This is a genomic window from Halovibrio sp. HP20-59, assembly GCF_033052795.2.
Lineage (GTDB): Bacteria > Pseudomonadota > Gammaproteobacteria > Pseudomonadales > Halomonadaceae > Vreelandella.
On record NZ_JAWJUW020000169.1, the window covers coordinates 1 to 241 of the forward strand.

A 241-nucleotide genomic window follows, 5' to 3' on the forward strand; every position below is an offset into this window, starting at 1 on the left:
GCCGCGCTGGGCGAGCCGCTGGTGGCGCCGGACGCCCAGGCGCCCAAGGCCTCGGGCACCCTCGCGGCCCACTATGCCCCGGCGGCGCGGCTGCGCCTGCTGGACGCGGATCGGCTGGCTTTACTTGTGGCGACCGGCGCCGCCAGCGCTGGGCTGGAGGGCGTGGCGGTATATTCACGCGCCCAACCGCCGGCCGGATTGGCCTGGAAATGGCAGGCCCAGCCGGGCGACCCAGCGGCTG

The 241-nt window shown here is 76.3% G+C and carries 1 protein-coding gene; it reads left to right on the forward strand.

Features of this window, described 5'->3' with window-relative positions; genetic code table 11:
* Positions 1-241: Sua5 family C-terminal domain-containing protein (locus RZA33_RS19755; RefSeq protein WP_322976235.1), on the forward strand; the 241-nt coding region annotated here is incomplete at both ends.